This window comes from Clostridium gallinarum (assembly GCF_014836325.1).
Lineage (GTDB): Bacteria > Bacillota > Clostridia > Clostridiales > Clostridiaceae > Clostridium > Clostridium gallinarum.
This window is the reverse complement of record NZ_JACSQZ010000015.1, coordinates 1-26328: the sequence shown is the minus strand read 5'-3', so window position 1 is coordinate 26328 and position 26328 is coordinate 1. Positions and strand designations below refer to the sequence as shown.

Annotated in this window: 20 protein-coding genes and 1 pseudogene; 5 read left to right on the top strand and 16 right to left on the bottom strand. The window is 27.0% G+C overall.

Going from position 1 to position 26328, the window contains the following annotated elements; all coding sequences use genetic code 11:
* Positions 1–41: 41 nt before the first annotated feature.
* The 13 genes and pseudogenes from H9660_RS06030 to H9660_RS05970 form a co-directional block, all read right to left on the bottom strand.
* The gene (locus H9660_RS06030) at positions 42–926 is read right to left on the bottom strand and encodes an ROK family protein (protein ID WP_191749464.1); all 885 of its coding nucleotides are present in this window, start codon (positions 924–926) and stop codon (positions 42–44) included.
* Between the two features lie 395 nt (positions 927–1321).
* Positions 1322–2032: a GntR family transcriptional regulator gene (locus H9660_RS06025; protein WP_191749463.1), complete on the bottom strand. Its 711-nt coding sequence runs from the start codon at positions 2030–2032 to the stop codon at positions 1322–1324.
* 164 nt (positions 2033–2196) lie between these two features.
* Positions 2197–2400 (bottom strand): annotated as a pseudogene (locus H9660_RS16665) (glycoside hydrolase family 113); the annotation flags it as partial.
* Positions 2397–2975: a hypothetical protein gene (locus H9660_RS06015; protein WP_191749461.1), complete on the bottom strand. Its 579-nt coding sequence runs from the start codon at positions 2973–2975 to the stop codon at positions 2397–2399. The gene H9660_RS06015 and the pseudogene H9660_RS16665, both read right to left, overlap by 4 nt.
* Positions 2976–2985: 10 nt before the next feature.
* A complete protein-coding gene (locus tag H9660_RS06010; RefSeq protein ID WP_191749460.1) occupies positions 2986–3840 on the bottom strand; it encodes a carbohydrate ABC transporter permease in 855 nt (284 codons plus the stop codon).
* Positions 3840–4712 (bottom strand): ABC transporter permease subunit, encoded by an 873-nt coding sequence (locus H9660_RS06005; protein WP_191749459.1) that lies wholly within the window; start codon positions 4710–4712, stop codon positions 3840–3842. The genes H9660_RS06010 and H9660_RS06005 overlap by 1 nt, the downstream gene beginning before the upstream one ends.
* A gap of 78 nt (positions 4713–4790) precedes the next feature.
* A complete protein-coding gene (locus H9660_RS06000; RefSeq protein ID WP_191749458.1) occupies positions 4791–6065 on the bottom strand; it encodes an ABC transporter substrate-binding protein in 1275 nt (424 codons plus the stop codon).
* Positions 6066–6277: 212 nt separating this feature from the next.
* Complete coding sequence (locus H9660_RS05995) at positions 6278–7297, bottom strand: glycoside hydrolase family 130 protein (protein ID WP_191749457.1); 1020 nt, start codon at positions 7295–7297, stop codon at positions 6278–6280.
* A gap of 58 nt (positions 7298–7355) precedes the next feature.
* Entirely contained in the window at positions 7356–8441 is a 1086-nt protein-coding gene (locus tag H9660_RS05990) for an SGNH/GDSL hydrolase family protein (protein WP_191749456.1), read from the bottom strand.
* An 11-nt stretch (positions 8442–8452) separates the two neighbouring features.
* On the bottom strand, positions 8453–9559 hold the full coding sequence (locus H9660_RS05985) for an SGNH/GDSL hydrolase family protein (RefSeq protein ID WP_191749455.1): 1107 nt from the start codon (positions 9557–9559) through the stop codon (positions 8453–8455).
* Positions 9560–9917: 358 nt separating this feature from the next.
* On the bottom strand, positions 9918–11318 hold the full coding sequence (locus H9660_RS05980) for a glycoside hydrolase family 1 protein (RefSeq protein ID WP_191749454.1): 1401 nt from the start codon (positions 11316–11318) through the stop codon (positions 9918–9920).
* A 139-nt stretch (positions 11319–11457) separates the two neighbouring features.
* Positions 11458–12168: a GntR family transcriptional regulator gene (locus H9660_RS05975; RefSeq protein ID WP_191749453.1), complete on the bottom strand. Its 711-nt coding sequence runs from the start codon at positions 12166–12168 to the stop codon at positions 11458–11460.
* 112 nt (positions 12169–12280) lie between these two features.
* The gene (locus H9660_RS05970; RefSeq protein WP_191749452.1) at positions 12281–13219 is read right to left on the bottom strand and encodes a type I phosphomannose isomerase catalytic subunit; all 939 of its coding nucleotides are present in this window, start codon (positions 13217–13219) and stop codon (positions 12281–12283) included.
* 183 nt (positions 13220–13402) lie between these two features.
* On the opposite strand from H9660_RS05970, the gene H9660_RS05965 reads away from it, so the two are divergent.
* The 5 genes from H9660_RS05965 (at position 13403) to H9660_RS05945 (ending at position 19320) form a co-directional block, all read left to right on the top strand.
* Positions 13403–13618 (top strand): hypothetical protein, encoded by a 216-nt coding sequence (locus tag H9660_RS05965; RefSeq protein ID WP_191749451.1) that lies wholly within the window; start codon positions 13403–13405, stop codon positions 13616–13618.
* A gap of 20 nt (positions 13619–13638) precedes the next feature.
* Entirely contained in the window at positions 13639–13806 is a 168-nt protein-coding gene (locus tag H9660_RS05960; RefSeq protein WP_191749450.1) for a hypothetical protein, read from the top strand.
* Between the two features lie 198 nt (positions 13807–14004).
* Positions 14005–16311 carry a GGDEF domain-containing protein gene (locus H9660_RS05955; protein ID WP_191749449.1) on the top strand — a complete coding sequence of 769 codons (2307 nt, stop codon included), beginning with the start codon at positions 14005–14007 and terminating at the stop codon, positions 16309–16311.
* A gap of 299 nt (positions 16312–16610) precedes the next feature.
* Positions 16611–17915 carry an alkaline phosphatase family protein gene (locus H9660_RS05950; RefSeq protein ID WP_191749448.1) on the top strand — a complete coding sequence of 435 codons (1305 nt, stop codon included), beginning with the start codon at positions 16611–16613 and terminating at the stop codon, positions 17913–17915.
* 163 nt (positions 17916–18078) lie between these two features.
* Positions 18079–19320 carry an MFS transporter gene (locus tag H9660_RS05945; RefSeq protein ID WP_191749447.1) on the top strand — a complete coding sequence of 414 codons (1242 nt, stop codon included), beginning with the start codon at positions 18079–18081 and terminating at the stop codon, positions 19318–19320.
* Between the two features lie 180 nt (positions 19321–19500).
* Here H9660_RS05945 and H9660_RS05940 read toward each other — a convergent pair whose 3' ends face one another.
* The 3 genes from H9660_RS05940 to H9660_RS05930 all read right to left on the bottom strand — a co-directional run bounded on the left by H9660_RS05940 (position 19501) and on the right by H9660_RS05930 (position 25903).
* Entirely contained in the window at positions 19501–21963 is a 2463-nt protein-coding gene (locus tag H9660_RS05940; RefSeq protein WP_191749446.1) for a YhgE/Pip domain-containing protein, read from the bottom strand.
* A gap of 230 nt (positions 21964–22193) precedes the next feature.
* Positions 22194–24320, bottom strand: a complete 2127-nt coding sequence (locus H9660_RS05935; protein ID WP_207729424.1) for a diguanylate cyclase — start codon at positions 24318–24320, stop codon at positions 22194–22196.
* A 50-nt stretch (positions 24321–24370) separates the two neighbouring features.
* On the bottom strand, positions 24371–25903 hold the full coding sequence (locus H9660_RS05930) for an EAL domain-containing protein (protein WP_207729423.1): 1533 nt from the start codon (positions 25901–25903) through the stop codon (positions 24371–24373).
* Positions 25904–26328: the final 425 nt, after the last annotated feature.

The following is a 26328-nucleotide window of genomic DNA, read 5'->3' as shown; positions in this document are numbered from 1 at the left end:
AATTTCTAAAATCAACTTAAAACTATCTTATTTAATATATATTACTTAATTAAAAATCCTGCTCCCCTAAGCCCTGCATCATCACCAATCTCTGCTATTCTTATATCTACAGCTTCCTTATTTATTACTTTTTCTTTTACTCTTTCTTTAATTATTTCTACTATGCTTGTATTGTATAAAATAACTGAACCTCCAAGGACTATTACTTCTGGATCTACTACAGATATTATATTGGAAATTCCTTTAGATAAATTTTCACATAATTCATCTATAATTTTTGATACTTCATTGTTATTTTTTTTATATAAATCAAAAACCTCTGGTGTATCAACTTTTCTTCCTAATTTTTTACTTACTATTCTAGAAATATTAGGACCACTACACTGTCCTTCAAGTCCCCCTTTAACTAATCCTGAGTGACTATATTTATCTTCATTTATTATTAAATTACATATTTCTCCTGCAAAGCTATTTGCTCCATTAATTATTTGATTATTTATTATAAGTGCTCCTCCAACTCCTGTAGAAACTGTTATATAAAATACACTTTCAGCTCCCTTAGCAGATCCTATCATAGCTTCAGCTAAACCTGCTACATTAGCATCATTATTAACTTCTGTTCTTAAAGATGTATTTTCTTCAAAATATTTTTTCACATTAAAATTATTCCATCCTCTTAAGTTTGGTGCTTTTAATATAGTTCCTGACTTTATATTTAAGGGACCTGGACATCCAACACCAATACCTTTTATTCCTTTTGAAATCCAATCTTCATTAATATAATTTATAATTTTACTCAAATTATATTCTGGCCCTTTGTCTACTTCATTTTTTATCTTAATTTTTTCTAATATTTTTCTATCTTCATCTAATAAAGCTGCTCTAATATTAGTTCCACCTATATCTATACCCACAATATATTCCATATTACTCCTCCAAATATTTTCTAAACTCTGTCTGAAATCTATATAAAATAAGAGATAAACATTATATTCCTTGCTCCGTCGCATGCGCTCCAAGTCACCGTCATACAATGTTTATCTCTTTGCAAACTGAAGGAAGGAAATTATTAAAACTCTAATTCTTACACTACGAAATTTACTACTCTCATAAAATTATCTACAATTTGTCCATAGATATAATAATTTCCTAGCGAATAAAAAAGAGACACATTATATTCCTTGCTCCGTCACATACGCTCTAAGGCAACCTCATACAATGTTTATCTCTTTGAAAACTGCAATGTACATTTATTGTTTCTATTCTTATATTAGTAAATATATTTAAAATATATTATTTATTGAACTACTTTTTACTTTCATTATCTAAAAACTACTGTATTTACTTTAAAGTCTTCACATCTATGCGTAACTATAGAATATTCAAAAGCTTGTCCATTATCTAAATATGCAACTTGCTCTATTATTCCTATAGGATCATTTTCTTTAACATTTAAATGCTTTATCTCATAATCTGTAGCTTTTTTTACTGTGATTGTTCTATGAGCACTTTGTATTTTTAATTTAAGTATTCTTTCTATGTATTCATATATAGAGCCATATAAATTTTTTCTTTTAAGTCCAGGTATTATTTGAATTGGCATATACATTTCTTCTATAACTGAAGGTACACCATCTACTGATCTAACCCTTATTATCTTATATACAAAATCCTCTTTATTAACTAATAATTGCTCAGCAATATTTTCATCAGGATTAATAACTTCATAGTCCAAAATTTCACTCTTAATTTTATGATTTACATAAAAAGAAGATAATCCTCTAAACTGAGTGGAAGCTATTAAGTTTTCTCTTTCTTTTGGATTTATATCTTTTACAAAAGTTCCACTCCCTCTTCTCTTTACTAACAATCCTTCTGCTACTAATATATCTAAAGCTTTTTTTACAGTCATCTTGCTTGAGTTATATTCCTCACAAATGTCTTTTTCATATGGAAGTTTTTCATTAGCTATATATCTACCTTCTATTATTTTATTTCTTATATCATTAGAAATCTCAACATACTTTAACATATTTCTACTCTCTCATTCTCATTTTATCTAATCTATAATAACTCTAAATCATATATCGATTATCTAAAATAATTAGCAATTATTTTTTCAGCTTTCTTAAATTTAACGCTATACCCATTTATAATTTTCTCTTCCATTTCCTTTGGTGATTTCATTGGCCAATCCCACAAACAAAAACCTTTAACCCAATTATGTTTTAAACTTTCTTCAAATAGCTCTTCATAAAAATTGCATTGTTCTTCTTCACTTGAAATTCCATTTAAAATTACAGTCCAATCATTAGGAGCTGTTCCTGCTTGTGTAACAGATGGACATCCTGCTTCTGAAAAGAAAAATGGCTTATCATATTTTTTAGATACTTTCTCTATTCTTTCAAGTTCATTTTTATAAATAAAAATCCATATAAGCTAAATGAAAATAAGACTAGAAATTCCTTCATTGCAATTCCAACAAATATTAAAACAATAAAAAGTACTATTGAAGTTAAAAGCTTCTTTATATTCTTAAACATTTCTGCTAAAACTCTTAAATATTTATACTCTCTTTTTTCAACTATATTTATAAGAGCATAAAATATCCAATAAATATTTATCATAGCAAATATATACATAAATAATATATTTAAACTTGTTGCAAAGGGAAGATTTACTTTTTTCAATATTAATATGGCTATAATTAAAACTAATGTATATCCTCCAGTTATCAATTCTTCTTTTTTATATGTTTTTATATTATTAGTGATTTTGGAGTTAAAATGTTTTACTATACCTGAATATCCATCTATTTCTCCATCTATTAACTCTTTCATAATTTCAATAACAGTAAAACTAACTGGCACTAAACTAAAGGATAATAATCCAAGTACCAAGTATATTACTGCCATTATATTTGTCATCATTATTACATAAAGTGAATTTATAAATCTAAAAGTCTTATTTTCCATAGCGTCCTCTCTATTTAACTGCTCCATCAACAAATCCATTGTATATATATTTTTGTAGTAGTAAAAATACTATAGCAGTTGGAATCATTATTAAAATTACACCTGCTGCAATTACATTCCACTGTCCACCATATGGTCCTATAAACTTATATAGTGATGTTGCAACTGTTCCAAGTTCTTGAGCTGGTGCATATAAAAATGGTGTATAGAAATCATTGTAAATTCCTACACCTCTTAATATTATTATCGTTGCTATTGCAGGTTTTAATAGTGGTAATATTAATCTATTAAAAATATATATATAAGATGCTCCATCTAACATAGCTGCCTCATCGTTTGCTATAGGAATAGATTCCATAAATTGCATCATTATATAAATACTCATTACATCAGCACCTAAGTATAATATTATTGGTGCCCAAATTGTATTATAAAGTCCAAGCTTTGATACTATTTGGAAGGTTGCAACTTGTGTTGTTACCATTGGTAAAAACATTGGGAATAAATATATAAGTAAAATTGCCTTTTTCAATTTAAAGTCAAATCTTTGAAGAACAAAAGCTACCATAGCGCCCATTAGTATTGCACCTGTTAATGATATTACCATTATAAATGCAGTATTCATAAATCCTCTAAGCATTCCACCATCTATAAAAGCTTTTGTGTAATTAGAAAAGTTAAGTAAATTATGAGGTATTGATAACTTACTAGTCGTATAAAACTCATCATATTCCTTAAAGGATGCTAGAAATATAGTTAATATTGGAAGTATGAAAATTAGAGCTGCCAATATACAGGAAGCATATTTAGTTATTGACCAAGCTATTTGTCTAACTTTTGATTTACGTACATCTATATCACTCATTACTTTTCCTCCTTAAAGAAAATATTTTGAATTAATGCTACTATTGCTACTATTATCATTACAATTACTGCCATAGCTGAAGCTTTTCCTACTTGATTAAACTTAAATGCTGTATTCATTGTTTCTATAACAAAAGTTGAGCTTCCATTTGCTCCTCCAGTCATAATATATGGAATTTCAAAAACTGAAATTGCTCCTGAAATATTAAGAATTAGGTTTAATTTAATAATGTTTTTTACTGAAGGAATTAATATATATCTTATCTTATGCCATTCCCCAGCCCCATCTATTTCTGCTGCTTCTAAAACTTCTGTAGGAACTGATTGCATTGCTCCTAAGAATATTATAAAACTATATCCTATGTATCTCCAAACTGAAGTAAATGCCAATGAATAGTTAACTACATTTTCATTTCCAAGCCATTGAGTAATTATACCTTGAAGACCTATTGCTTTTAAAACTGTATCTAATGTTCCATCTGGTTGGAAAAAGAATAAAAACATTAAAGATATTGCAACACCATTAATTAAATATGGGAAAAAGAAAATTGATTTGAAGAAATTTTTTGCTTTTAACTTTGAATTAACTACTACTGCTAAATAAAAAGCTAATATTAACTGTATGATTCCACCTATAAAGTAGTAAATACTATTTTTAAAGACTGAAAAAGTTTCGGGGTTACTGAAAATATCAATATAATTTTTTAGTCCAACAAAAGTTTTATTCCCATATCCTTTCCAACTAGTAAAACTATAAGATATCATGTTTATTGCTGGTAAATACGTAAATAGTAATAAAAATGTTAGTGGAACTATTAGAAATAATATTATTATGACTCTTCTTTGATATTTATAATCTAACTTACTAAACACGGCACTATCCCTCCCATTTATAATAATAATTTCAGTTTAGAACATCTTGTCCTAAACTGAAATTTAAATTTCTATTTATTAATTTGCTGCGGCCTTACTCTTATTCCAAGCATCGTTATATTTCTTAACTACTGCTTCAAAATCTTCACGACTCTTTTTAGCTGCTATAACTGCTTCTTGAATATAAGAACCTTCCCAGAATTTAAATCCAGCATTATTTGCTATTTCAGTAGTTTTATCGCTTGCTACTGGATCAGCTTCTTTAGGATCAGCAAGTAATAATTCAACACCTGAATCTTGGTAACCTTTAACTACAGCATTTTTAGACTCTTGTCCTTTTTTAGCTGGTATTAAACCTTCGCTATCAGCATATCCTGATGTAGCATAGAATTCAACGAAGTCTTTTGCTTCTTCTTTATGCTTTGAATGTACACTTACTGCAATGAATTGGTCAGGACCAGCTTCTGCTTTTAATTCTCCACTATTATTTACAGGGAATGGTGCTATACCAATATCATCTGGATTAGATGCTAATCCTTGAATTTGTGGAACTGCCCACATACCTAAAGCCATCATACCAATTTTTCCATTTGCCATATCTGATTTTGATTGTTCCCAGTTAGTAGTAGTTAAATCTTGCTCTACCCATCCACTACTTACAAATTTATAAAGAATTTCTAATACATCTCCTGTTGGCTTTCCTGCTAATAAAACATCATCCATTTTACCCATATCTCTATAGTAATAAGGAGTTCCATATGCTACTGATGCAACTGAATCATATTGTCCTAATGGCCATTTATCTTTAGAGTTAATTGCTAGTGGAACTACTCCTCCCATTTTAGCAAGCTTGTCCGCTAAATCGTAAAGCTCATCTAATGTTTTAGGGAATTCTGAATATCCAGCTTCTGCTACAACTTTCTTATTATAAACAATACCTGTTGCTCCTAAACCATTTGGTAATCCATAAACTTTACCATCATCTGATCTTTGAGTAACACCTTGATAGTCACTTAACTCATCTACTGTTCCTAATGGTTCAAAGAATTGAGATAATTCAGTGCTTGTAATAGCAGGTAATACATTAAGTACATCACCATAATCGTTAGTGTTCATTCTTGTTTTTACAACACCTTCGTAATCTGTGATTCCTTCCCACTCAATTTTTACTCCTGTCTTTTCAAAATACTCATCACCAATTTCCTTTAAAGTAGTATCAATAATATCTGTTCTATGGGTTAAAACCTTTAATGTAACTCCTTCCTCTTTAGAAGTTCCTTTTGAACCACATCCAGCAAATATTGTAGCTGCAAAAATTGATAAACACATTACACTTATTAGTCTCTTTTTCATACCCTTTCCTCCTCAAATTATACCTTTTTTTATTTATTATTCGAAAACGTTTCCCTCAATTATATTTTACTCCTACTTTTCTTAAATGTCTATACTTTTATTTGTTATAAATATACTTTTGTTAAGTTTGATATTATATGTCATAACTAATATCTATTATTCATATAATTATACATTATTTGTCATCCATTTTTCATATTATTTTATAAAATCTATTTGAACTCTACACTATCACCATCAACTAACTCTGAATTTTCTTTTATATACTCTACTAATTCATCTACCTTAGCATATGCTACTGCTACATAGGTATCTGCTGCCCCATAATAAATTGCTATTCTTCCTGTTTCAGCATCATGTAATGTTGCACATGGGAAAGCTACATTTGGAACAAAGCCTGTTGTTTCATAATCCTTTTCTGGTGTTAATAAATAATCTCTTGTTCTATATAGTACTTTTGATGGATTTTCCTTGTCTAAAATAGCTGCTCCCATACTGTATACAAAACCATTACAAGTTCCAGATACACCATGATAGAATAATAACCATCCTTCTGTTGTTTCTATAGGCGTTGCACCACCACCAATTTTAGTAGCTTGCCACCAACCAGATCCACCTTTACTCATAACCCTTCTATGTCTTCCCCAGTGAACTAAATCTGGACTTTCACTTATAAATATATCTCCAAAAGGAGTATGTCCACTATCACTTGGTCTACTTAAAAGAAGATATTTTCCATTAACCTTTCTTGGAAATAAAACTCCATTTCTATTAAAAGGAATAAATGGGTTCTCAAGTCTAATAAATTCTTTAAAATCTTTTGTTGTCCCAAGTCCAAGTGAAGCTCCACCAAACTCAGCACACCATATAATATAATAAGTATCTTCAATTTTTACTAATCTTGGATCATAGGAATAATTAGGTTGATAGTCATTTCCTTCTTCATCTTTCCAATGTATTTCTTCATCTTCAATATCCCAAGCTAATCCATCTTTACTTCTTCCAAGATGTAATTGTGGTTTTCCATTTTTATGATCAGCTCTGAATATTCCAATAAACCCATCTTCATATGGTAATACTGCACTGTTAAATATTCTTGCAGTTTTCTTTGTAGGATTCCAATTTATAATTGGATTACCTTCATGTCTCCATACAACGCCTTCAAAACCTTCTGGTTTATCTTGCCAAGGCATTTTCTTTAAAGTTTCACCTATTATTTTTATGTTTTTCATAATTAACCTCCCAAAAATTTTACTTTATATTAATTTATATTGTTACTAAATCTTTAATTTATGCTTTCCAGATATCTTCACCAAAGGATTTAATAAAGCTTGTTAATTCATCTGCCATTTCTTCTGCCTCTGGTATTCTAATATGACCTGGTGTTCCAGTTCCATTTCTTTTAAATTTAAATCTAACTATTTTTTCATCATTTAATGATTGAACCATTTCATCTAAGGCATCATCCCATCCCTTGCTATGACATAAAATAGTTGTTATAACTATAAACAAAGCATTTTCATATTTACTTCTCAAATCCTTTATTATTTCAGCATATTTTGATTTCCATACTTCTCTTTTTTCTTTATCTTCATCTATATAATTGTTAGGATGAGAGTCATTTTGACCTAAAGCCATAATTACTACATGAGGAGTATATTTTGAAAAATCCCACTCATTACATTCCCCTAACTCAGGATTGTATTTTAACTTATCATAAGTTGATTCTAATCCTAAATAACCTTTTGATGGAACAAAATAACCGCTTCCATCCATTACTGCAATTCCACCTTGAGCATTATTATTTATTTCTGCATCTAAGTTTCTTGCTGTCATCATTGAATAGGAATACCATGAATTAGAATAAACCCCTTCATGTCCTTCTGGATCAACTTTTCCTACATAATCTATTGCTTCAGCAACTTCTCCTGCTGATACTGAATCACCAAAACACTCAATTCTTCTCTCTTTTTTCTCTCCATATGACTCAATATAACAATCCTTATCAAGCACTAATCCATAAAAATCAAAGTAATGTGCAGAATCAGATCTTTTATATAAAATCAAATCATGTATCTTATTTTCTAACCCCTCTGCAATATTTATCACAATAACCTTATTATGCTCTTGAATTACTACTTTTCCTTCTATATCCTTGTCAATTATATATCCAATAGCATTTTCATAATGATTATGGTAATTTTTAATTACTATTTTTAAGCTTGTCCCACTAAACTTTACTCTTATATTACTACCAGCATAAATCATAGTTGGTGCTTTAGGATTTTGAAAATCAATTCTTCCCATGTATTGATATTTATAATTATCTGCCTCTATAAACTCATATCTTTTTCTATCTATATTTTCTAAATTCATTTACTCACCTCCTAAGAAACTAAAAATCCCATTATATATATTTCATTTTTTACCTCATCATCAATTAGCTTTATTTCTATGGTATGATTATCAGACTCTTTATCTGATATTAATAGTTTTGTCTCTGAATAGTCTCCCCAACCATTTTCAAAGTAAGTATCTATAATAAATGGAGTATTTCCATCTATACTTACCTGAATTTTTCCTGAGGTTTCTTTAATAGATTTTTTATATAATAAGAAAATATTTTTTCCTTTTAAATTTACTTTTAATATTGAATTATCATCTTTAACTCTACTACTCTTCCATCCATTATTAAAAACTTGGAACCCTTCTGGATCTTCAATAATCCCATTACTTTCCGTAATATTTACTTCTTTATTATTTTTTATTTCTCCATTAATATAATTTTCTCCAAAAATAGGACTTCCTAATTCTATTATTTTATTCTCTACTTCATTTCTAGAATATTGTGATACATTCTTTATAAAATTAATTAATAATTCAGATATTATAAAATGACCATAATCATTTGGATGAACTTCATCTGTAGCTACATCTTCCCATTTAATTTTTCCATTTTCAATTTCTTTCTGTACTGTATCCCTAAAGCTTATCATTGAGATCTTATATTTCTTTCCTATTTCTATTTGCTGCTCTTGGACATTACTTCCATCAAAATTGCTCATAAATACTTCTATTATTGCTGGTTGATTTTCAGTAGATAATATTCTTCTTATTAAGCTTTCATAAGCTATCTTATCGTAAATATTATTTTTATCGTTTACAGCAAAATCAATAAATATTATATCTGGATTGTATGCTAATACTTGCTTCTCTACCCTATGTACTCCAATTATAGAGCCTGTTGCTCCAACCCCAGCATTAATACATTTTATATTTATATCTTTAAAAGTATTTTTAAACCAGGAATAAGTCCTATTTACATAGCAATTTTCTTTTTTGGTTGCATTACATCCTTGAGTTATAGATCCCCCTAAAAATGCTATAGTTATATCTTGTCCTCTTTCAGCTTTATCTATTAAATTTGCAATTCTTTTTATATCACCCTTGCTAACCAATGAGTTATTTATCATTTCCTGTGTTATATATTCCATATTCCCCTCCATAAAATAAGAGATAAACATTATATTCCTTGCTCCGTCGCATGCGCTCCAAGTTGCCGTCATACAATGTTTATCTCTTTGCAAACTGAAGGAAGGAAATTATAAAATCTCTAATTCTTACACTACAAATTTTACTACTCTAATAAAATTATCCATAACTTGTCCATAGATATAATTTCCTAACGAATAATAAAAGTGTATATCCTTATTATATATAAGATATATACTTTTATCAATATAAATATATATTTCATTTTGAAAATTCTAACTTTTCTAAAAAAAGAACTGTTACACTAACTTTTTAGCGTAACAGCCTTATTAATAAATACTTTTATAATCATATATCAAATTAAAAACCATTATTTTTAGAAACTTCTTTTATCCATTTACCTGATTTTTTAATAGTTTTCTTTTGTGTATTTAAATCTACTGCTATAAATCCATATCTATTTTTATAAGCATTACTCCAAGACCAGCAATCAATAGGTGTCCACATATGATATCCAAAACAGTTTGCACCTTCTTCTATTGCTTTGTGTAAATTAACCAAATGTTCCTTTATAAATTCTATTCTATAATCATCTTCTATATATCCTTCAGAATTTATATATTTTTCTTCTCCTTCTACTCCCATACCATTTTCTGATATATACCATGGTATATTGTTGTAGTTATCCCTTACATTAATAGCTATATCATAAATAGCTTCAGGATATATTTCCCATCCTCTGTATGGATTCATTCTTCTTCCTGGCATTTCATAATTATCAAAATATTTATCTGGCATCCAACCTCTTGAATAGTCAAATTCATATTCTTTTGCTTTTACTCTTCTTGGTTGATAATAATTAACACCTAAAAAGTCTATGGTATTATTTTTAATTATTTCTAACTCCTCTTCTGTAGATTCCCATATTACTTTTTCTTCCTCTAAAAGCTTTACAAGATTCTTTGGAAATTCTCCTTTTACAGAAGGATCTAAGAATGAATTATTAAAGAAATCATCTGCTATTTTAGATGCCTTTAAATCCTCTTCATTATTTTTGTCTCTTGGATATGCAGGAGTTAAATTTAATATTATTCCTATTTTACCATCATCCTTATTATACCCACCATCTCTAAAAGCTTTAATAGCTTTAGCTGAAGCTAAGTTTAAATTGTATAACACTTGCATAGCTTTCTTTCCATCTACTACTTTAGGATAATGGAACTCATATAAATATTGACCTTCTACTACTACTATTGGTTCATTAAAGGTTGTCCAATACTTAACTCTATCTGAATATAAATCAAAGGCTACTTTAGCAAACTTAACAAATAAATCTACAACATGCTTAGATTCCCAACCACCGTATTTTTCATATAGCTCTACTGGTAAATCGAAATGATGTAAATTTATTATTGGTATCATCCCTTTTTTTATAATTTCATCTATAACATTATTATAAAATTTGACACCATCTTCATCAACTTCTGCTGTTTCAAAATCCTTTATTAATCTTGTCCATTGTATAGATGTTCTTAAACTATTTAATCCTATTTCACTAATCATAGCTATATCTTCTTTATAAGAATTATAGAAATTTGATGCAACTTTAGGTCCTACATTATCAAAAAAAGCTTCTGGCTCTACTTCATACCAGTAGTCAAAAACGCTTTTATTTTTTTTATTAAAATCCCCTTCACTTTGTGGTCCTGATGTTGCTGCTCCCCACCAAAAATTCTTTGGAAAAATATTATTTATGCTCATTTGTTTTTCCTCCTCTATTCCTTATACCTAAATTATACCTACCACTATTAAATATGTCTATACTTTTACCATATTAATATATATTAATTTTAAATATAGTAATCCTTTTATAATTTCCCAAAAATAAAAAAAGCTATAATTATCTAATAATTATAGCTTTAAATTCATGACTATCATATCTATGTCTTGAAAAAGAATATTCATATACTTTTCCATTATCTAAATAACCTATTCTTTCAACTTCTAATACTGGTTCATCACTTTGAAGTCCTAAATATTCCATATCTAAACTTTCAGGTTTTCTTGCTCTTACCGTAGAATGAGAACTTTGAATTTTATATTTTAAATCTTCTTCAATATAACTATATATAGATCCTTCTGCATCAGATTTTTTTATTGTTGGAAATAGGTATAAAGGCATATATGTTTTCTCAATTACTGTTGCTTTCTCATCTACATATCTTACTCTATGTATAAAACAAACAAAATCATCTTTATTTATTTTAAGATTTTCTGCAATTAATTTATCTGCATTTATAATTTTAAAATCTAATAGCTTACTTTTTATGTTATGGCCTGCCATTGTATGTGTTAATCCTGCAAATTGATTTTTTATAACTAAATCCTCTATTTGATTTTTTGAAATATCCTTTACAAAGGTTCCTGAACCTCTTCTCTTTACTATTAATCCTTCTGATACTAAAGAGTCTAACGCTTTTTTAACAGTCATTTTACTAGCCGAAAACATTTCACATAGATCTTTTTCAAAAGGTAACTGATCATTTCCTTTATATTCTCCATCTGCTATCTTTTGTTTTATACAAGCAGCTATTTCTTCATATTTAGTCATGTATATTATCCTTTCATTTTTAATTAGATATATATATTATAATATATAATATATATATCTACAATAAAAGCTCCTTACATAATGTAAAATAAGAGATAAACATTATATTCATTTAAACGGTTGGATAGCTCTTTAAAACTTTTAAGTGTCCCTTTATAGTATATTCTCCCAAAGTTGCAGGTATTAAGAAACTATCTCCCCTCTTAATAACTTCTTTAAAATTATCCCCTTCAATAGTTCCTTGTCCCTCAACACAGGTATACATATCAAACTTCTCAATATTACTTAAATCATTATATTCTTTTGTTATAGATATTTTTTCTATACCAAAATACTCATTTTTACAAAGGATACTATTAGAATATCCTTCATATTGTTTTTCTTTCTTTTGACTTAAATTCTCACATTGTAAATCAAAATTTATAACATCTAATGCTTTCTTTATATGAATTTCTCTTGGTCTTCCATAATCATAAACTCTATATGTTACATCACTATTTTGCTGTATTTCTGCAATTATTACCCCTTCACAAATAGCATGTACTAAACCACTATTAATTAAGAAACAATCACCTTTTTTTACTTCTATCTTATTTAACAAATTTTCAACAGTATTATTCTTAATTGATTCTTCAAATTCTTTCTTAGTACAATTTTTAGTTCCTACTATTAAAGAAGCTCCTGGTTTTGCATCAATAACATACCAAGCTTCTGTTTTTCCATAATCCCCTTCATACTTTGCTGCATATTTATCCCCTGGATGAACTTGGACTGATAATTTTTCCTTTGAATTTATTAACTTAATAAGTAGTGGAAATTTTTCCAAACTTACTTTTTCTCCAACTAAATTATGTCCAAATCTCTTTATTAAATCATTAAAATTAATTCCTTTAAAATCCCCATTTGCAACTATACCTGTCCCATTTTTATGACAAGCTATATCCCAAGTTTCACCAATTTTTCCTTCTGGCATATTATCTCTAAAGGCTTCAAAATCTCTTCCACCCCATATTTTTTCATAATATAAATTTTCAAATCTAATTGGATACATAATATTCCTCCTCACATAAACCCTCATGCAAAAATATATACTTATATTATAATTATATATCCTTTTATTCATTTTACCAATATTTATTTTTTTGTAAATTCAATTTCTTAAAATTATTAGAAGATAATACTAGGAATTAAATTTTGTTTCCCTCAAATAATAACTTTATAAGGAGGGATTTATATGGCTAAAATTACAAACAAGAAAAATGTTTATTTACCTGATGAAAGAACAGGTTATGCTCCTGAAGCTCATTCTTTGATAAGTCATGGAAAAACTGAAGGACCATCAAGTATGTTACCTAATACTGTCGAGGATGATATAGTCGTAAACAATATTTCCTATATGGAATTTGATTACACTGAACAACCTGAACTTGACCTAGATGATGATATTTAAATTTTATAGGAGGGATTTATATGGCTAAATCTAATAATAAAAAACATAGGACAGATGGAACTATTCCTATGAAAAATAAAAACATTGCAATCCCATTAAATTCAAGTAATAGCCCCACTTCAGCTTATAATGGTGATTTAAACAAAAACTCATCTATTAGAAATAGTAAAACAAATCAATTATATTAACTTATATTTTTATATCTATATTTAGGAGTTGTTTTTAACAACTCCTTTAATTTTAAAATATTTTAATTTTAAAATATTTTAACATCTCCAAATATATACTCTATTTTACACTTTTTTTACCCTTTAATACTTCTCAAATTATACTTGATATACTATAATATAAACCGTTGTATTATATTTATTTTATGGAGATATTTTATGATTAATAACTTAAATAAAAAAGAAATAAACGTTAAAAAACGACTTTTTAAAATGACTCTATTTATATTAATTATAATTATGTCATTATTTATTTTTTCTTCTGTATCTATAAACCTTTTAAGAAAAATAAACAAACAATTTCATGTTGATAATATTCATTCTTTAATGAATGAATATAAATTAAATATAGATAATCAACTAAATTCTGATATTGAAAAATTAATATCATTATCATACTTTTTAAATAATAACGATTCTATAAATATTGATAATTTTGTAAATTCTCTTAAGGATTATTCCAATAATGGAGATTTTGTTAGGATTAGCTATTATTTATTATCTAATGATTATATGAGTGTTATCTCATCTAATAATGATCATTATAATAAAAATATTGCTGATTTAAGAATTGAACTTAAAAATCTAATTCAAGATTGTTATACAAATAAAGTTCCTACAATATCTGAAGTTTATTTTGATTATGAATTTAATGATTATTTTATTTCTTATTCAGTACCAATATTTAATTCTTCTAATGAAATTGTTGGAGTTCTTAGTGCCTCTAGATTTTTAGATGTATTTTTTAATATCCTGGATTCTCCTACAATATTTAATAAAAAGTTAAATATCGATTGGATTAACTCTAATGGAGAATTTATTAGTTGGTCAAAGGAGAGTTTATTAGATACAAAATTAAGTACTATTTATGATTCTAATCATGTTTCTGATAATGAACAATTAAACATAAAAAACAATATTGAAAATAATGCATATTTTCAATCTAGTTTGTCCTATAAAAATAAAGATTATGATTTGTTTTTTATTCCTTTAAAATTTAATAATTGGTATTTAATTTACTTAGATAAATTAGCGGTATTTGATAAGCCTGTATCTAAGCTCCTTGATTCTATAAATTTATTTACTGCTTTAATAGTTATTACTATTCTTATATTATTAGCTTCTATATTATTATATATTAAGAATAATAATAAAGAATTAATGCTTCTTGCTTATAGTGATAAATTAACTGGAGCATATAATTTCGAAAAATTTTCTTCTTCTGCTGTTGAATTGTTGTCTTTAAATGATAAGCAATATAGTTTTGTTACTTTAAATATAAGACATTTTCAATTTATAAATACAATATTAGGTACTGAAAATGCAGATTTATTATTAATTTATATCTCAGAAGTATTAAATAAATCTATTCATTCAGATGAAGTTTATTGTCGTTATAATGCTGATCAATTTTATTTATTACTTCATGCAACAAATAAAGATGAGCTATTAAATCGTGTTTCAAAAATTGTTAATGATATAATTGAATATATAAATAATAAAATTAATATGAATTATCCTTTAAGTTTATATTCTGGAATTGCTATACATGATGAAACTTTTATTAATGATTCTAATGCTTTAGAAGTTTTTAATACTCTTATTTATAGAGCTGAATTTACACAAAAACATATTGAAGAAGAATATGAAAGTTCTATAGTTCTATATGATGAGAATATGCATAAAGCTAAATTATTATATAAATCTATAGAAATGGATATGCTATCAGCTTTAGAAAATGAAGAGTTTAAATTATTTTTACAGCCTAAAATGGATTTTAAAACCAATATAATTACTAGTGCAGAAGCTTTAGTTAGATGGATTAAAGATGATGGAAGTGTTATATATCCAGATGAATTTATACCTGTTTTTGAGAAGAATGGATTTTGTACTAAATTAGATATATATATGTTAGAAAAAGCCTTCCAAAAAATTCGTTCATGGATTGATAACGGAAAAAAACCTATTCCTATTTCAGTTAATCAAACTAAACTATTATTTTATCAAGCAGACTATATAGATACTTTATCTACTTTTGTAAATAAGTATAATATACCAAAGAAAATGATTGTTTTAGAATTTACTGAAAGCTTGGCAACAGATAATATAGATGATTTAAATAAAACATTATCCAAATTAAAAGAATTAGGTTTTGTAATATCTCTTGATGATTTTGGTAGTGGATATTCTTCATTAAATATACTTTCTAGTCTAAATATTGATGAAGTTAAATTTGATAGAGTGTTCCTTCAAAAAAATTCTGATAATGATAAGTATAAATCTACTATTATGAACTTAGTTAATTTATCTAAAGATTTATCATTATCTACAGTTATGGAGGGTGTTGAAAGTAAAGAAGATGAGCTCTTCTTAAAGGAAATTGGTTGTAATTATGGACAAGGTTACTTCTACAGTAAACCTATAAGTTCAGATGAATTTGATGAAAAGTTTATTTATAAAAACTAAAAGTATTAAAATATCATATCCAGGTTCCGTCGCATGCGCTCCAAGTCACCTTGCTATGATATTTTAATACTTCAAAGTTTAATTGTAAATTATCACTAATAAAATGTATAAAAAGGTGATGCAACATAAATACTTGCATCACCTTTTTTATTATACTAAGCAAGGAATATAGTGTTTATCTCTTATTTTATTATTTAAAAAAATTTTTAACAGTCTTATAACCTTGCATTATATTCTAAATTATGGCATTCTTATGTATAATTAAAATATAACTATGTTTAAAGAAAGATGTGATATTAATGAAACCAAAATATTTGATTATCATATCATTTGATGCTGTTTCATCACATGATATTGAAAAACTCAAAGAATTAGATAACTTTAAATACTTAATAGATAATGGAAGTTTACTTACAAATGTAGAAAGTGTCTATCCAACTTTAACATATCCAGCTCATGCTACAATCATGACAGGAATGTATCCTAAAAATCATGGAATAATAAACAATACTTTGAATAAATTTTCTGATGTAAACCCTAATTGGTATTGGTATAGAAAGTATATAAAAACTAATACATTATATGATTTAGCATCTGAAAAGGGATTAACCACAGCAGCCTTATTATGGCCAGTTACTGGCCGTAGTAAAATTAATTACAATTTAACTGAAATTTTTGCTCCAAAACCTTGGCAAAATCAAATAGTTATGTCTGCACTATCTGGAAGCGTAAAATATCAATTAGATTTAAATAAAAGATTTGGTCATTTAAGAAATGGCTTATCTCAACCTGCTTTAGATAACTTTGTACATGAATCTGTAAAATACACTATTTCTAAATATAAACCTAATTTATTACTTATTCATTACACTGATGTGGATACTAATAGACATAATCATGGCTATGATAGCAAAGAAGCAAATGATGCTCTATTAAGACATAATGAAAGATTAGGAGAAATAATTAAAACTTTAAAAGAAAATAGCATATTTGAAGATAGTACTATAGTAGCTTTAGGCGATCATAGTGCTTTAGATGGTGAATATTTAATTAGACTTAACTCTTTATTTAGAGAAAATGGATTACTTAAAGTAAATGATAATGGAATTATTAAATCCTATAAGGCAGTTGCCAAAACCTGTGATGGTTCTTCTTATATTTATTTAAAGGATAAAAATGATACTGAAACTTATAATAAGGTTCATGATATATTAGAAAAACTTATAGATAATCCTAATTCACCTATTGAGTTTATTTTAAATTCAAAGGAAGCTGAAGATTTTGGTGCTGATCCTAATTGTACTTTTATGGTGGAAGCTAATTTAAACTACTATTTTGTTGATGAAGCTATTGGAGATATAGTTGAAAAAATTAAAGAAGATGAGATTGGAAAAGTTTCTCACAGAACTAAGGCAACTCATGGTTATCATCCTAAAAAAGCTAATTATACTACCTTCTTTATAGCTTGCGGAAAAGGAATTAAAAAGGGAGTTAAAATAGATGGTGGAAGTCTTATTAACCATGGCCCTACCCTTGCTAAACTTTTAGGTGTTAATCTTGGAAATACTGATGGTGTGGCTGAAGATACACTTCTAGATTTATAGCTTATCATAATTATATATATTGTTCTCAGTCTCCGTCGCAGGCTCCAAGTCGACTTCCTAACAATATATATAATTATGTAAAACACTCTAAATTGGTCAGTAACAATACTAATGGAAAAAATTCAGCAAGCTGAATTTATATATTAAAAATAAGAGGTGAAATATGAAAGGTTTAAATAAACAAGAAAAAAGTTGGGCTCTTTATGATTGGGCAAATTCTGCTTATTCAATGACAATTACGTCTACTGTATTACCTATATATTTTAAATCAGTTGCTGAAGCTGGAGGAATGTCTTCCTCTAACTCTACAGCTCTTTGGGGATATACAATTTCCTTATCTACTATGGTTGTATCATTACTTGCTCCAATCCTTGGAACTATAGCTGATTATAAGGGAAATAAAAAGAAATTTTTTAAATTCTTCTTTACAATAGGTGTTTTATTTACTACTTTACTTGCGTTTATTCCAGAAAATAATCCTATTTTACTATTATTTTGTTATGGATTTACCTTAGTTGGATTCTCTGGTACTAATATTTTTTATGATGCTTTTTTAGTTGATGTATCTTCTAAGGAGAGAATGGACAAGGTTTCATCTTATGGATTTGCTCTTGGATATATAGGAAGCACTATTCCATTTATGATTTCTATAGTAATTGTTCTACTTTCTCAAAAGAATATATTACCTATATCTCTTCCTATGGCATGTAAACTAACATTTTTAATTACATCTATTTGGTGGCTAATATTTACTATTCCACTTCTTAAAAATGTTAATCAAATATATTATGTTGAACCTGAATCAAATCCAGTTCAAAAGTCTTTTAAAAGATTATTTTTGACTTTAAAAGAAATTAAGAATCATAAAAATATATTTCTATTTTTATTTGCTTACTTCTTTTATATTGATGGTGTTGATACTATAATTGGTATGGCTACTTCCTATGGAACTGATCTTGGAATTTCTATGATAGCACTACTTATTATTTTATTATTAACTCAATTTGTAGCTTTTCCATTTACGATTTTATATGGTAAACTCTCAGAAAAACTTGGTGGTAAAAAACTACTTTATATAGGAATTGCTACTTACACTATAATTTGTGTTTATGGATATTTCATAAAAACTGCAGTTGATTTTTTGATTTTAGCTATGGCTGTTGGCTCTGCTCAAGGAGGTATTCAAGCTATTTCAAGATCATTCTTTGGTAAAATGGTTCCTAAAGAACATGCAAATGAATTCTTTGGTTTTTATAATATCTTCGGAAAATTTGCAGCTATTATCGGTCCACTTCTTGTAGCTATAATTACTCAAGCAACTGGACAAACTAGAAACGGAATTTTAAGCTTAATAATTCTATTTGTTTTAGGATTTATTTGTTTAACCAAAGTAGATGAAGAATGAAAAATTAAAAATGAAAAATGTAGAATTTAGGAAAAAACTCCTTCGGAGTTTTGGAAATTAGTAAAGGACTGCCTTTGGCAGTCCTTTATTGTTTTATTTTCAGTTTTGCTGTGCAAAACATCCTTAATTATGCATTATGCATTATCAATTATCAATTATTTTGTTATGCATTATCAATTATCAATTGTTTAGAGTTTCTTTTCTTCCTTCAATAGACGAAGTTAGTTTTTCTCCAAAGTTTTTTAATAGAACTGAAATTGTTAAAAATGCTATTAGCACTATTCCTAGTATTAGGAAATCTTGTCCTATTATGCTGTAGTTTATTATATCTGCTGATACAACTTCTCTTAGTGCTTGTACTGCATATGTGAAAGGCATAAATGGATTTAATACCTTAAAGAATTTAGGTACTACTTCTAATGGGAATGTACCTGCACAAGCTGTAAGTTGAAGTATTAATAATATTATTGCAAGTAGTCTTCCTGCATCTCCAAATAGAGAAATTAAACATTGAACTATTGCAACGAATACTAGCGATAAGAAGATATTAGTTGCAAAATATAATACCATATTTGTTGGTTTTAAACCTAGCATAAGTACTACTACACTTACTAATATTGCTTGTAAAATCCCTACAAATGAATATGATAAATATTTTCCAACTACTTTATCAAATTTAGATAAATTTTCTTCATCCTTTACTTTAGAAGGAATTACGAAGAACATCATTATTGCACCTATCCATAATGATAATGGCATAAAGTATGGTGCAAAACCTGTACCATAGTTAGGAATAGCATTTATTGCTTCTAAATTCATATCTATAGCTTGTGATGCAAATTCTCCCATATCAGATGCACTATTAACTAGTCCATCTTTTAATTTATTAGCACCTTCTTCTAATTTAGTGCTTAGTTCCTTGCTACCATCATAAAGCTTATTAACACCATCTGTTAATGTAGGAACTGCTGAAGTTAACTGAGTTATACCTGAACTTAATTCTTGTTGTCCATTTACTAATTTATTTGAACCACTTGCTAATTCAGTAGTACCATTTGCTAATGTACTTGAACCATTATAAAGTTCAGTTATTCCTGCTGATAATGTTGGAATATTAGAATTCAATTCCTTTGCTCCTGCATTTAACTTTCCAGCACCTTCATTTATAGCACTTAATCCTGTGCTTAAATTAGCAGTACTATCTGAAATTGCTTTTAATCCAAGTCCAAATTCGCTTGTATTAGGATTTAATCCTTCTTTTAATTGATTTAATCCTAAATTTAATGCACTAACTCCATTTTGTACTTCAGAAACACTAGAAATCAATGAAGTTGTTCCATTTGCTACTTGCTTAGAACCTTCTGTATATTCATTAAGCTTTTCTTTAAAATAACTATTTCCTTGTACTAATTTTATTACATCTGCAGAACTATTTTGAGCTTTTTCATTAACTGCTTGAGCTATTTGTAATGCTTGATTAATTAATGTATTCTTTGTATCAATATCAGTTGTACTAGCTGCTTGACTTAGTAATGCCATAACCTTACCATTTGCTTCAGCTGAAGTTGATACTCCTGAAACTAAAGTGTTAATTCCATTGTAAATATCATTATATCCTGCAGATATTGCATCTGAACTTTGTGATACTAAATTAGCACCAGAATTTAGTTGTGCTATACTTTCACTACCTGCACTTAATGCACTATTTAATTGGTTTGAACCTTCACTTAACTTTTCTACCGAAGGATAAATAGTTGAATTATATGCATCATATAATTTTTTACTTCCATCAGCAATTTGTTTTGATCCTGAATTTGCTGTAGAAATTCCACTTTGTAAATCTGAAGTTCCTTTTGTTAATTCATTTACTCCAGTACTTAAGCTTGGAACCTTTGAATATAACTGTCCAAGACCTTCATTTAAAGCTTTTGAACCATCAGAAACTTGACTTATACCATTATTTAAGGCTACTTGTCCATCTAATAATTGAGATGCACCATCTCCTAATTTGTTAGCACCCTCAGCTAATTCTGGAACCTTATCATTTAAGGTAGCTAATCCATCATTAATTTGTTTACTTCCATCAGCTGCTTGTACTAATCCATCCTTAGCTTCATATAAACTATCAAAGGCTACTTCAATATAATTGCTTGAAATGCTAGAATTTAATTTTCCTTTAAGCTCAGCTTCCACCTTTGAGTTAATTTGAGATGCTAAGAAATTTTTCTTATCATTTGTTATAAACTCAATTTTTGCTTTTTGTGGTTTTCCTTCCTTAGCTGATATTACATTAGATGAAAAATCCTCTGGAATAACTACTTTAGCATAATAGGTTTCACCTTCTAAACCTTCATTTGCTTCTTCTTCCGTAGTAAACTCCCAACCAATTTCATTGTTAGACTTAAGTTCATCTACAATATCATTTCCATAGTTTACTTTTTCTCCATCCATAACAGTACCAGCATCATTGTTTACTACTGCTAAATGAATATCTTCTAATTTTGAATAGGGATCCCAAAAGGCATACAAGTATAATAATGAATATAAAAGAGGAACTACTATGATTGCAATTATTGACACTCGTATAAACCTATTCTTTAGAATGCTTTTAATATCTTCCTTTGCAATTCTTAGGAAATTCATAAAATCACCTTCTATTTAGTTTTTTGTACTGACTAGTCAATAATCAGTATGTTATAGTTATACTATTTTTGTACTAACTAGTCAATAATTAAATATATATTTTATAAATTTACACTAGAAAACATTTACTAATTTAAATTTGTTAAAAATAATAAGAGATAAGTATTATATTCTTTAAAATCTAATACTTATCTCTATAACTAATTATCTAAATTTATTATGTTTTTTTATTAATTATAATTTTTTATTTCATATCCGTTTTTACCGTTATTTTTTACTTTATAAAGCATTTCATCAGCTTGCTTGTACAATTCCTTAAAATCACTATTCTTATTACTTATAACACAGCCAATGCTTAAAGATATTTCTTGTTTAATATTATTATACTCTATATTTTTTTTCATTTTTGTACATAATACATTTAACTTTTGGCTAATCATATTAATGTTATTTTCTTGAATATCTTTTACAAAAACTATAAATTCATCTCCACCTAGACGACAAATAATATTTTCTTTAGTAAATTTCTTCATTAATATTAATGTAAATTCTTTTAATACATCATCACCAATATGATGTCCTAATCTATCATTTACTTTCTTAAAATAATCTATATCAATTATTATAAAAGCATAATATAAATTTAAACTTTTTGTATTTAAATATTCCTTTATTAATGTTTCTCCTGCTTCACGATTATAAGCACCTGTTAAAACATCTATTTGTGATTTCTTTAATAGTAATTTCTTGTCTTCATTCAGTTTCCTAACTCTACGTAAAATTATCATAGAAATTGCTATTATTATAATTACTCCTATTACTGTAAGTAATGCAGTATTTTCAATAATTATTTGCTTTACTGTAACTTTATGATGAATATTAGAAGTATTCTCATAAATAATACTACTAATTTCATCTTTTGATAGAGTATTAATTGATTTATTAATAATATTAATTAATTCTTTATCTATTGGCTTTGCAAATCCTATTGATGCACCAACGTTATCTTCTCGATATAAAACAACTAAATTAGAATAATAATTCGTAGAAATATAATTTGATACAGAATAGTTATTATAACTAGTTATTGTTGCTTCTCCTTTTTCTATTGCCTTTAAAGCCTCTTCTAAATTTTCATAATATTTAATTTCACCTTCATCAATTAGCTCAGGATACCCATACCCTTTTACTACAGCAGTTATTTCTTTATCTAATTTAATATTTTTATTCTTTACTCTAACTATATCTGTATTCATGTATGATTGTGTAATAAACAATTCTTTTCCATTTTCAATTGAATATGTATCTGGTACAGCTACTATTAAATCAGCTTTTTTATCTTCAATCATTTTGTAAGCTTCTTCATAAGTATAAGCCTCTATAAATTCAACTTTAATACCTGCTCTTTCCATAATTAATCTTACTAAATCAATAAAAATACCATCTGCTTCATTAGTTTTAGTATTGTAATATTGAACTGGTATATTATTATCAACATAAATTGCCTTTAATACACCTAGACTATTGATATATTCTTTTTCTTCTTTATTTAAGCTTACTATTTTACTGTTAAAAATTTCAAAATATTTATTATATAATATTTGTTCATAATCTGGATTTTTTTCTTTTATTTTAAAAATTGCTTTATTTAAATCAGATATTATTTCTGTATTTTCTTTTGTTGTTGCAAAATAATATGGTACTGCTCCAAATCTAGCAATAACTTTTTCTTCATCATTATTTAATAAATCTCCAGTAATAATAGCATCTATTTCGCCGCTCTTTAATGCTTCTTTAATTTCAGTATCATCACCATAGGGATAAGGAATAAGATTTACATTTTCAATACCACTAGCTTTGCAAAACTCATTGAATTTTTCAAGTTTTACTTTTGCTGTTTCAAAGTACCCTACTTTAATTCCATCTAAGGTTTCAATATTCGAAATATCTATACTATTATTATCCTTTAAAGTAACTAAAGTAGTATATGTAGCACCAGTGCTGTACTCTGGAAAATCATATAATTCCATAGTTTGCTCATTTTTAAACATTCCACCTGCAATATCTATCTCTCCGTCTTTTAATTTATTAATAACATCATTGAGACTCATTTGAATAAATTCATATTCCCACCCAGTATATTTACTAATTTCCCTTAAGTATTCAAAAGAAAATCCACTATAAATACCATCGTTAACTTCTGTGAATCCAGGAACAATTGAATATCCAACTTTAATCTTATTATTAGTTTCGGCATTTACATAACTAATTTTCATACTTAAACATATATGTATAATACCTAATATCAAAAGAATATTTTTTACTTTTTTTAAACATTTCATTATTCTATAACTCACTCTCAATCTCCATTTTGCTCTAATTTATTTTAAATATTATATATTATAAATTAAAGAGCCTTTATATCTTCTAGATACATTGGTTTATTGTAGTAATAGCCTTGTACATATAATAAATTATTTTCTATTTTCTTAATTGCAATATCTTGTTCTTTTTCTTCAACGCCTTCTAATATAACCTTTTTATTTGCAGCTCTTGCTATTTTGGATATAAATAATACAATTTCATTTCTAATTATATCCTTACCAATTCCATCAACAAAGTTCTTATCTATCTTTATAATATCAATATCTAGTTTTTGAAGTACATCTAAGTTTGAATATTCTACTCCAAAATCATCTATTGCAATTTTAAATCCTGCTTTCTTTAAAAGATTTATATTTTTATTTATCTTCTCTAAGTCATTCATTTTAACTCTTTCAATTACTTCTAAACAAATCTGATTAGGGCCTAAATTAGATTTATGTAATATTTGAATTGCTTTTTTTATAAAAACATCATTTTCTATTTCATTTAAAGATAAGTTAAGTGATATATAAAATCTCTTCCCCTTAACACATTTATAATTCTTAATTTCATCATAATCTTTAATCACCTTTTTAAGAATCCAAAGAGAAATATCAAATAGCATATCATTTTCTTCAATTTCAGGTATAAATTTATAAGGAGGAATAATTTTATTATCTGAATCTATAAGCCTTAGTAAACCTTCAAAGCCAGCTATTTCCCTATTTCTAGGATTATAAATAGGCTGATATTGTATTAAGTAATTATCATTTTTCATTCTATACTTAATTTTATTTCTTATTTTTCTCTTCCTTATTTGCGGAATTATTAAGACTATACTTACAACTAAAGATAATACAATCAATATTATAATGGTAATTATTTTTTCAATTAATTTTTTATTATAATCCTCGTTAAAGTATTTAGCTTGAATTGTTTCAATTGGATTATACTTTTGCTCTTTATATTCTTTAATAGCCTCATCAATATTATCTAAAATATCTGCACTACCTTTATTACCGCCTATATAGATTTGCTCACCTGCAAATTTATATATCATTTCATACTTACTTTTTTTATATGCATTATCTACCATTAAATCAATTTTATCATCTTTCATTAGTTGCTCTAATATTTTATAATTCTTATCGTATACAATTTCCATCTTAATATTATTTGCTTCAAAGAATTTTAAAATCCATTCTGCATTATGGTCATCTTCAACTAATCCAAGTCTTAACTCATTATTTGATTCAAAATCACTTACACTAATATTTGTTTTACTAAAAATACCAAATTCCTCTTGAGAAATGCTTTTTTTATTGAATATTATGTCTCTACTTTCCATAATACTAATAGGTAATCCTAGCATAATATCTATATCACCATCTTCTAGCATTTCTAATCCATCAGAAATATTGCATAAAACATATTCATATTCAAAATCATATTTTTTACGTAATAGCTTCAAAAGATCATCATAATATCCTTTAATTGTGCCATTTTCCTCAACATATATGTAAGGCTCGTATTCATACACTCCAATCTTAATTACATCTTTTGACTCTGTATTCATAGAATATACATTTATTGAGAGCATATTTAAAATTAATACAATTATTATCATCGATATCAGGTGTTTAAACTTTATTTTAATCTCCCCCAAATCCTATAATATATTGTTAAACCAAAATTTTCATTAATTATTATATTTACTTTTTTCTTGTAAATCAATATTTTTACATTATACCATAAAAAATACTACTTTAATACATTATTTATACAATTTAATCATAATAAAATAAGAGATAAACATTATATTCCTTGCTCCGTCGCATGCGTTCCAAGTCGCCGTCATACAATGTTTATCTCTTTGCAAACTGAAGGAAGGAAAGTATAAATAGTTAGTAATAGGTCATAACTTTTTTATACTTTCCTCGTATAATAAAATTATAAAAGCTAATACGAATATTATTACTTTTATAAGTAAACTCTAATCAG